This is a genomic window from Hoeflea sp. BAL378 (assembly GCF_000759435.1).
In the GTDB taxonomy this organism is placed as follows: Bacteria; Pseudomonadota; Alphaproteobacteria; order Rhizobiales; family Rhizobiaceae; genus Hoeflea.
In genome coordinates this window covers 1-10,053 of record NZ_JRJG01000055.1, presented here as the reverse complement: position 1 = coordinate 10,053, position 10,053 = coordinate 1, and the positions used below count along the sequence as shown (strand labels likewise).

Here is a 10,053-nt window from a genome sequence, read left to right as displayed (position 1 = left end):
GCCGGCGCCGTCCATGTGTCGGGAGAGGTCGCCGCGACCGCCGCCGCGTCGCCGCCTGCCCTGGCCGCATCGGCCGGCGGATGCTCCGTTTCGCTCGCTTCCGCGTCCGCCTCGACCATGGCCGCGCCCTGCAATGCCGCCGAGGCCTTCATCGCCTCGAAATCGCCCGCCAGGATCCGCTCGCGCTCGATCACCCGTTCGGCGATGTAGCGCCCGATCGCATCCGCCGTCCGGCCCATGTCGCTGGTGTCGGAGATCACCACCCGGCCGAGCCGCGTGTCGCGGACGAACAGATAGACCCTGCGGTCGCGGCCCATATGCACATGCGCCACGGAATCGATCCACAGCCGCGGCTGCAGCCCGGGCGAAATGCCGAAATCGAAGCGGTCGTCGTCGGGATCGATGTCGTCGAGCAGCGGCCGGATTTCCTGCGCCAGCAGCTCGAGCCGGGCGCGATCGGCGTCGCGGATGTCGACCACCACGTCGGTGCGGTCGGCGGCGGCGATTTTGACTTCACGCACAATATCCGCCAGTCGGCGGTCGGTCGATCGTGGCTTCGAATGGTCGGTCATGGCGCGGTTCCGGCGAGAATTGGTTAACAATCTCTTAGCACAGACCGCCATTGATGGCGACAATTGGGCGGGCGCTGATTGCGGACGTGGTAAAGATCGGCGTCAGGCGCGGCCGGCCCCGCCCCGTCCCGCCTCCGCCAGTTGATGGCCGAGCACCCGGACGATCGCCTCGGGCGCCTCCTCGGGCAGCATGTGCCCCAGTCCCGGCAGCACGCTGAAGGCGAAGGACGCGGGCAGCGCCGGTGGCTTCGGGCACGGCAGGACGGCGTCGTCCGTCCCCCAGATCACCGCCACCGGCATGGCAAGCGCTGCGAGCTGGTCGCCCGGCAGCACGCCCTGGCCTTCGGCGGGGCCGGCGGGGAACATCGCCCTGTAGGTCTCGTCCAGCGCCGCGAGCGCCCCGGGCCGGGCGCGGGCGGCGACAAAGCGGTCGATCACGGGTTGCGGCACGGCAAAGCCCGGCCCGGCCATCTCGGTGAGGCAGGCGCGGATCTCGGCCGCGGTGGAGGCCTTCGCGTAGCGCGCCAGGAGATCGGCATTGATCTCGGGCGCCATGCCGCCGGGCGCCACCAGCGTCAGCGACCTGACGCGGTCGGGCGCGCGCAGCGCGATCAGCGCCGCCACCGCCCCGCCCATCGAATGGCCGGCAAGATGGACCTCGCCGACGCCTGCGCGATCGAGCCCGGCGAGAATGGCCTTCGCCATCCGCCCCGCGCCGCCGCGGCCCTCGGCCTCGAGCGAGCCTCCATGGCCCGGCAGATCGATGGTAATGACACGAAGCGTATCGGGCAGCAGCGCCCTGACCGCATCCCAGACCGAGCCGTCGCCGCCAAAGCCGTGCAGCAGCACCAGCGGCGCGCCGGTCCCAGGTCCAGAGATGTCCATATGCAGTCCGGTCACGGCGCTCTCTCCCCTGTGCGCAAAGGCAGACCGCCGCGCGGTGAGGCGCGGCGGTCGTTTCAGTCCTGTCAGCCCTTAGCCGCCAGCGCCCGGTTGGCCGCCGACACCACGGCCTCGAGCGAGGCGGCGACGATGTTGGTATTGACGCCCGCGCCATAGAGCTTGCCCGTCGGCGTCTCCATCTGCATGTAGCAGATCGCCGCCGCGTTGGAGCCGTGCTGCAGCGAGTGCTCGGAATAGTTGGCGACCGTCAGATCGATGCCGAGATAGGCCGACAGCGCATTGACGAAGCCGTCGATCGGCCCGGTGCCGCGGCCCTCGATGCGCTTGACCTCGCCGCGGTCGGTGATCTCGGCCGAGACCACCCGCACGCCCTTGGCGTTGGGATCGGTGTGGGTGTGGTGATCGACATAGCCCAGCCGCGCGCCGGGCTGGCTGACATAGAGCTCCATGAAGCTCTCGTAGATCCGCTTGGGCGGAAGCTCCACGCCCTCCTCGTCGGTGATGCGCTGGATCTCCTCGCGGAACTCCACCTGCAGCGCCCGCGGCAGGTCGAGCCCGTAATCCTCCTTGAGGATATAGGCGATGCCGCCCTTGCCCGACTGCGAGTTGATGCGGATGATCGCCTCGTAGGAGCGGCCGACATCGCGCGGGTCGATCGGCAGGTAGGGCACTTCCCAGTCCGGCTTGTTGGCCTTGCGGATCGCCTTCATGCCCTTGTTGATCGCGTCCTGATGCGAGCCGGAAAACGCCGTGTAGACCAGCTCGCCGACATAAGGATGCCGCTCGGGGATCTTCATCTCGTTCGAATATTCATAGACCGCCTTGATCCGCTCGATGTCCGAGCAGTCGAGCTGCGGGTCCACCCCTTGCGTGAACATGTTGAGCGCGAGCGCCACCACGTCGACATTGCCGGTGCGCTCGCCATTGCCGAACAGCGTGCCCTCGACCCGGTCGGCGCCCGCCATCAGCCCCAGCTCGGTGGCGGCGATGCCGGTGCCGCGGTCGTTGTGCGGATGCAGCGAGACGAGCACGTTCTCGCGGTTGTCGATGTGCCGGCACATCCATTCGATCTGGTCGGCATAGATGTTGGGCGTGGCCATCTCCACCGTCGACGGCAGGTTGAGGATCAGCTTGTTGTCGGGCGTGGGCTGAATGATCCCGATCACCGCGTTGGAGATCTCCAGCGCCACTTCCAGCTCGGTGCCGGTGAAGCTCTCGGGCGAATACTCGAAGCGGAAATCGCCACCTGCCTTCTCCGCCATCTCCTTGATCATCTTGGCCGCGTCGACGGCGATCTGCTTGATGCCGGCCACGTCCTTCTCGAACACGACGCGGCGCTGCAGTTCCGACGTCGAGTTGTAGAAATGCACGATCGGCCGCGTCGCGCCTTCCAGCGCCTCGAAGGTGCGGGTGATCAGCTCCGGCCGGCACTGCACCAGCACCTGCAGCGACACGTCCTCGGGCACCCCGCCCTGTTCGACGCACCAGCGGGCGAAATCGAAATCGGTCTGCGAGGCGGAGGGAAAGCCGATCTCGATTTCCTTGAAGCCCATATCGAGCAGAAGCTGGAACATCCGCGCCTTGCGGTCATGCCCCATCGGGTTGATCAGCGACTGGTTGCCGTCGCGCAAATCGACCGAGCACCAGATCGGCGCCTTCTCGATGCGTTTGGACGGCCAGGTCCGATCGGGAAGGTCGATCAGCGGATAGGCGTGGTATTTCTGGGCCGCGTTCGGCATGCCCTTCGGTCCGGATGACGTATGTGCGGTCATGGGTGTCTCTCGTTTCCTGGCCCTGGCCCCGGGAGCCGCACGCTGGCGACGTCAACCGGCCTCAGGCCGTCATGTTGCATTCAGGAAAAAATGTAAAGTCGAGAGAGGAGCGGGATCCGCGTCAGCGGCGGTTCGACCGCCGGACGCTCCTCAACGGGCCCGGCGATCGCCGCTAAGCGCGAGAAGAAGCAGGCCGCCAAGAAGCGCATGCGAAGCCACCGCCGCAGTGAAGCGGGCAAAGGCGGTCTCGGAGGGGCGCGGGGTCGGGCTCATGCGGGCTAGATACAATGGGTGGGGTGGATTGGCAAGGGGAGAGATTTGATCAACTTGTTCCCACTTCCCTTGGCCTACTCGACCACGCAGTTGGCGATCTCCTCAAAGATCTCCTTAAACTCAATAGGACAAAATTCGATGTGTTCGGACAGAACATGCTCAACTATGTTTTCTATCAGCTTTCCCCTCCCACCGCTGGCTCGCTTCTGCACGGCGGGAATTTTTTCCTTTAGCGCAGCTTCAAGATCATGATCGTCCATAACTAGGTACTGTTCGTACACCTCTGCGGATCGGTCACCAAGATAGCGAACTCGAACTTTCTTACCATTTCTGTTTTTAACGACGGCGTTCTGGACCGAATCAACCAGGCGCTGAATGTCCTCCGCGCAAAGGCTAGCCGCACCTGCAAAACTACTGATATCGCGTACTTCCTCCGGAGCATTCCGGTCTTTCATCAACAAAAGGCATACGAGCAATGGATCGAGCAGAAGATTCTCGATTCCGTCCCTCTTATCTTCCGCAAGAACCTTAACTCGGCCAAGAGACTTAGCCTTCCCATCCCAATCCACAATACCGAAGACACTCAGATTGCCATTATCGACCAATCCTCTCACAATTTTCGATACGACTTTGCAGCCGCTGTTAATCTCCCCCCCATCCTTATCGCGCATGCCGGTGGACAAAAAATTCAACTCACGGTAGCAGTCGAGTCTAGATTTTATCCGCGAATAGACCCTTTCATAAGTTTGTGCGTCTGTGTCGCTCTCTGTAAATACCTGTCGCCTTCCAGAAAAGCTTATCGACAGTGTTGGAACTCCGAATGTTAACCTATTCAGCGCCTCTTGCTTCGAGATTTTGATAAGCCCGGAGGCGCCATCCCTTAACTCATAAAGGGCCTCCTCCGGCGCCAGTGCCACGGTCGTAGGAGAATGTGTTGTGAGGATGCACTCGATACCTTGCTCCTCCACTAAGCTACTCCTAATCGCGCGCAACCACCTGTGCACCATTTCTGGGTGCAGAGAGGCGTCCATTTCATCAAGTAACAATATTTTCGGGCGTATAAGTCTCACAAATGTATTTGTTATTTCAAATCGCAAAGATGATAGCGTGAGTTGAACCAACACCTTCTCACCGGAAGACAGATGGGAAAACGGGACTACTTCTTTGTTGTCAAGTCTTCTGAATTTGATGTCGAAGTCATCGAAACCGTTCATCGGAGGAGGCACTATCTCGTATGGAAGCGACATCGACTGAAGCGCCTCACTCAAGTGCTCCCAAGGCGGCTTCCCAAATGTTTTAATAAAATCTTCCTCGCCTAGAGCTTCGCTGTGCCCACCTTGAATTTTATCCAAAATTTTCAAACGATTTCCTATTAATAAATCTCTGTACTTACCAAATATAGAAGATAAATCTACTGAAAACTGCTCTGTCCTAATTTCTGCTTTTTGCAATTCTTCATATAGATCTGGAGATAGTTCAAGCATTTTTAAATTATGAATATTTGCATAAGATTGCGCTTTGCGCCCTGCTCCTTGTATACCTGCATTTATTATATCACGATAATTTGACATATCCACTGGATTTGATAATTTATGTTCTGCCAGTTCAAAAATTCTCCTAATTTCAATTATATTATCTTCGGATCCAAATTTCTCTATTAAAGAATCAACCCCTAATGACCAGATTTCCTCCCTGTTTATATCATTTGTATCTTCAAAGTTTAATAAATCACAAATTTCCATGTAAAGCGGCGACAATATATGACTTCTAAACGATATATATTCAATATTCTTATTTGTTATTTGATTTTGATATTTTTTTGAATAAGTGTATGGCTTTTCAAGATTTGGATTTAATATTTCACTAGATAGAAGGAATATTTTTGAATGCGGCGACACTTTCAGATCAGCTTCAAGAACACTATCGCTCCCGATCTTTCCAGCCTGAATTGCCTGTAAGAGATGACTTTTTCCGCTGCCATTTATTCCGATTATGATGGTCATCGATGGCAAAGTGACATCAGGAAATGCAACGATCGATAAATGACGTTGACTAAATTTCAGTCGCATTATGATTCCTATTCGCTATCGGTATGCAAGTTCTATCAATAATATAGCTCAATAAAACTGCATTGTTCAGAAAATATCGCCGACCCGCATCATGGACGTATCACGCTCAATCTCGCTCCCACGGGGAAACTACATAAGGAACTCTCCGAACTAGGCTTTCGGCTTGCTCATGGCTTTCCACGCCGCAATGGCGGCTTCAACGCTGACCAGAACAACGGCGGTTTACCGCGCCGGGTTATGGAGATCAACTCACCCAACGCTACCGCATAGACTAGCGCCGCGAACCTGGCCTTGGAGTCTGACATCCTGCCATTGGACATGGGCGCCTCCCTGATCATTACTCGACACACAATACCGTTGCTCTCAGGCTCTTGGAAAGCCCCCTCCCCAAGGGCAAGGGGCATAACGCTGCCGCACTTCGTTTACACACCATCGAGATTTCAGTACTGGGCGTTCCGTTCAATTGGCAGGATGCGGACGCACGGAGCCCCTCCCCCTTGTGCGGGGGTCTTCTCTGGAAATTTTTACGCTTCTTCAGCCGCCTTACGGCGCGCTCAACCTAAAACTCTCCACCGCGGCGCGGATGCGGCGTTCGCCCTTGGCGTCGCCCAGGAAATGGTAGCCGACGACGATGAAGCCGTGCCTGTCGTGCACCGCGTAGGCAGACAGGCTGCGCACGGTGGCGCCGTTGATCTCGCCCTGGTACTGCCGCAGGATCGCCTGGGTCCCGGGCAGGCCCACGCCCGGATGGCCGACCTCCGGCACCGCCAGGCGCTCCTTCATGAAGAAGATCTTGTCGGCCACGAACTGCTCCCAGGCGTCGGCATAGTCCTTGACCGGGGTGTCGTCGTCGAGCGCGGCCACGAAAACGATCACGCCCTCGACCCGGTCGGGATGCTGCATGTCGACCGAATAGGGCTCGGACGCGTCGGTTTTCATCGACCAGATCGACGGCACGGCGATCCAGAAGCCGCGATCGGCGTTGTGCCGCCAGACCAGTGTCTCCTCGCTGCCCGGATCGACGACGGCGGGACCCTGCGTGTCGGGGGCCTGGGCGGCGGGCGGGGCAGCTTCGGGAGCGGGAGCGGCGGCGGGCTCGATCTCGAGCGTCGCCGAGCAGTTCTGGAACACCTTCAGGGTCTCCTCGAAGCTCTCGTCGGGCGCGGAATAGGACATCAGCAGGAAGGCGCGCGGCGTGGTCACCACCATCTGGATGTGCCGGAAGGCGCGCTTGACGCCCGCCGTGTCGAGCGCGGTGTAGGCGGCGATCAGATAGGGCGCCTGCTGGGCGGCGATCGGGGCCGCGCCCTGGTCGAGGATGCGCCCGTCGGGCGCCCTCAGGAGCTGCGCCCTCAGCGCCTCGAGCTGGCCGCCGGCGGTCTTTTCCGCGGCCTTGTCCTGCTCGATCACCTGGATGATGATGGTGGCGTCGCGGGCGGTCTCGTCCGGGCCGGTGAAGATCCGGTCGAAATTGCGCGCCTGCTCGAACGTCCAGTCCGACGGAAACTCGCAGGCAAACCCCGCGACATCCTTGTAGGTCCTGAACGTCACGTCCTGGGCCAAGCCCGCCGCCGCGGCGGCGATCAGCAGACAGCCCGCCATCAGCAGGCCCGCGACGAAATTCCTGACTGGCGTGTGCATTCCCGTCCGTCCTCCGCTTGCAATGCCCGCATAGTAGGAAGAACGGAGCCGTCCTGGCATTGACAAAGGTCAAGACGCCGGCGTGCTGCCCCCTCGGGCACGCAATCCGCGCCGGGGCGCGGGCGGCTAGCGCGGATGCCGGTAGACCAGCACCTCGGGGCCCGGACGATCGGCATCGAGTTCCAGCACCGCGCCCAGCCGTTCGGCCAGCCGGCGCGAGCGGTGGTTGTCCGGCGCGATGTGGCTGACGATGGTCGTGAGCCCGCGCGCGCCGTACCCCCAGTCGCGCAACGCAACCGCCGCCTCATAGGCGTAGCCCTTGCCCTCGAAGCCCGGATAGACCATCCAGCCGAGCTCGTGCTCGGGAAACAACGGGCCGGAATTGATGCCGACCTGGCCCAGGCACTCCCCGCTCTCGCGGTCGTCGATCATCAGCGCGCCGCAGCCCAGAAGCGGCCATTGCGCCATGTCGTGGCAGAACAGGCCCCAGGCGTCGGCCAGCGTGTGCGGGCCCTGCATGTGCACCGCGCGCTCGGACATCATCAGGTTCGCATAGGCGGGCCAGTCCTGCATGGTCTGCGGCCTGAGCCGCAGCCGTTCGGTCTCGAGCGTCGGGATCTGGATCACCATCAAAGCCTCACTATTTTTCTGCGACATCGCCGCACAGGGCAGAATCGGTTTCCGGATCGGACCCGGAGAATGCTAGTCTATAGGCCTCAACATCGTTTCGGGACAGAGCACGCCGGGGCTCGTCCGCATCACCCGATCTCCGCGCACACAGTTGGGACGTTCAAGCATGAAAGCCACACCGCGATGACGCGTGATTTTTCGGCCCTGCTGCCGGCCTTCGCCCCGGCGGCGACCCCGGGGCGGGAGATCCCGGTCCTGCAACGGCTCGGCTGGCAGCCGTTCTTCGCCCAGCAGATCAGCGTCGACGAGATGGCCGACACCCCGCCGGTGAGGGTGACCGAAGTGCACCGCAGCGGGCTCCGGGTGCTGGGCGACGGCATCGACGTGATGGTGCCGCCGCGCGCCGACGCCACCGTGGGCGACTGGCTGCTGTTTGACCGCGACCTGCCGAGCGCCAGCCGCCTGCTCGAGCGCAAGAGCCTGATCAAGCGCCGCGCCGCGGGCCACGACCGCTCCATCCAGTTGATCGCCGCCAATCTCGACACCGCCTTCGTCGTCACCTCCTGCAATCTCGATTTCAACGTCGCCCGGCTGGAGCGCTACATCGCGCTCGCCTTCGACGCCGGCGTCACCCCGGTGATCCTGCTCACCAAGTCCGATCTCTGCGCCGATCCCTCGGCCTACATCGAGCAGGCCCAGGCGATCTCCCGGGATGTCGCGGTGCTGACGCTCAACGCCAAGAGCGACGAGCCCCGGGCCAAGCTCGCGCCCTGGTGCAAGCCGGGCCAGACGGTGGCGTTCCTGGGCTCGTCGGGCGTCGGCAAGTCGACGCTCACCAATGCTCTTTCAGGCACGGAGTCCGCGGCCACCCAGGCCATCCGCGAGGATGACGCCAAGGGCCGCCACACCACCTCGCACCGCCAGCTCCACATCCTGCCCGACGGCTGCGCCGTGCTCGACACGCCCGGCGTGCGCGAGCTGCAACTGACCGACGCCGAAGCCGGCGTGGCCGAGGTGTTTTCCGATCTCGACGAACTGGCGGCCTTGTGCCGCTTCAACGACTGCGGCCACCAGAGCGAGCCGGGCTGCGCCGTGCAGGCGGCGCTCAAGAGCGGCGCCATCGACGAGGCGCGGCTCGCGCGCTGGCAGAAGCTGCTCGCCGAGGACCGGCACAACACCGCAAGCCTCGCCGAGCGCCGCTCCAAGGACAAGGCCTTCGGCAAGATGGTCCGGCAGGTCAAGAAGCTGAAGAAGGACCGCTGAGACCCGCACCCGCCCCCCTGACGGGAGCATGCGGCGCCTCACGGGCATGCGGCGGATACGAAAAACCCCCGAAGTCGGTGTCGGACTTTCGGGGGTGGGTTCATTCGCGCCCGCGGGGGGCTGGCAGCAAGGCCGAAGCCGCGGCTCAGATTTCGCTCTGGCTGGTGATGATCTTGCCCACCAGGCCATAGGTCTTGGCCTCCTCGGCCGACAGCCAGTAGTCGCGGTCGGTGTCGGCGGCGATCTTCTCGATCGACTGGCCGGTGGCCTTGGCGAAGATGGCGTTGAGCCGGGCGTTCATCTTGATGATCTCGCGCGCCTGGATCTCGATGTCGGAGACCATGCCGCGGGTGCCGCCCGAGGGTTGGTGCAGCAGGAAGCGGGTGTTGGGCAGGCACAGGCGCTGCTCCTTGGGCACCGAGACATAGATCAGCGCGCCGGCGGAGGCGACCCAGCCGGTGCCGATGATCCAGACCTTAGGCTTGATGAAGCCGATCATGTCATGGATCGAATCGCCCGATTCGACATGGCCGCCGGGCGAGTTGACGAAGATGCGGATGTCGTCGTCGCTGGCGGCGGCCAGCGCCGCAAGCTGCGCGCAGACTTTGTGCGCCAGTTCCTGGGTGATGCCGCCATAGATGAAGATCGAGCGCGATTTGAAGAGGTTGGCTTCCGCTTCCTTGCCCAGCGGCAGTTCTGTCGTCTTTTCGTCTTCGTCGCTCATCGCGGATCTCCGTGTGGTTCGTATGCTTGCCAGATAGTACGATCCGGCCCGCGAAACAATGGCGCAATCCGAAACGGGCTCCAAACAGCCGGACGGCGCGACGTTTTCACGCCGCGCCGTCCGGATGTCGATTCGTTGCTGCCGGGCCCATGCGGGTCGCCCCGCGATCGGCCAGGCCTGTCAGGCGGAAGCCGGCCCGGGCGAGG

Annotated in this window: 8 protein-coding genes; 1 reads left to right on the top strand and 7 read right to left on the bottom strand. The window is 61.9% G+C overall.

Annotated elements, in window-relative coordinates; genetic code table 11:
- The 6 genes from LL06_RS13575 to LL06_RS13545 all read right to left on the bottom strand — a co-directional run.
- On the bottom strand, positions 1 to 572 hold a 572-nt coding region (locus tag LL06_RS13575; protein WP_035527692.1), incomplete at its 3' end, for a hypothetical protein.
- Positions 573 to 674: 102 nt separating this feature from the next.
- Positions 675 to 1,472 (bottom strand): alpha/beta fold hydrolase, encoded by a 798-nt coding sequence (locus LL06_RS13570; protein WP_152599604.1) that lies wholly within the window; start codon positions 1,470 to 1,472, stop codon positions 675 to 677.
- Between the two features lie 68 nt (positions 1,473 to 1,540).
- Complete coding sequence (leuA, locus tag LL06_RS13565) at positions 1,541 to 3,247, bottom strand: 2-isopropylmalate synthase (RefSeq protein WP_035527688.1); 1,707 nt, start codon at positions 3,245 to 3,247, stop codon at positions 1,541 to 1,543.
- A gap of 347 nt (positions 3,248 to 3,594) precedes the next feature.
- Positions 3,595 to 5,523, bottom strand: coding sequence for an AAA family ATPase (locus tag LL06_RS26870; RefSeq protein WP_161784978.1), 1,929 nt, complete (start codon positions 5,521 to 5,523; stop codon positions 3,595 to 3,597).
- A 609-nt stretch (positions 5,524 to 6,132) separates the two neighbouring features.
- Positions 6,133 to 7,230, bottom strand: a complete 1,098-nt coding sequence (locus LL06_RS13550; RefSeq protein WP_035527680.1) for a hypothetical protein — start codon at positions 7,228 to 7,230, stop codon at positions 6,133 to 6,135.
- A gap of 126 nt (positions 7,231 to 7,356) precedes the next feature.
- Positions 7,357 to 7,860, bottom strand: a complete 504-nt coding sequence (locus LL06_RS13545) for a GNAT family N-acetyltransferase (RefSeq protein WP_035527677.1) — start codon at positions 7,858 to 7,860, stop codon at positions 7,357 to 7,359.
- A gap of 183 nt (positions 7,861 to 8,043) precedes the next feature.
- On the opposite strand from LL06_RS13545, the gene rsgA reads away from it, so the two are divergent.
- Positions 8,044 to 9,123, top strand: coding sequence for a ribosome small subunit-dependent GTPase A (gene rsgA, locus LL06_RS13540; protein ID WP_035527674.1), 1,080 nt, complete (start codon positions 8,044 to 8,046; stop codon positions 9,121 to 9,123).
- Positions 9,124 to 9,268: 145 nt separating this feature from the next.
- Here rsgA and LL06_RS13535 read toward each other — a convergent pair whose 3' ends face one another.
- Positions 9,269 to 9,871, bottom strand: coding sequence for an ATP-dependent Clp protease proteolytic subunit (locus LL06_RS13535; RefSeq protein WP_280114114.1), 603 nt, complete (start codon positions 9,869 to 9,871; stop codon positions 9,269 to 9,271).
- Between the last annotated feature and the right edge of the window lie 182 nt (positions 9,872 to 10,053).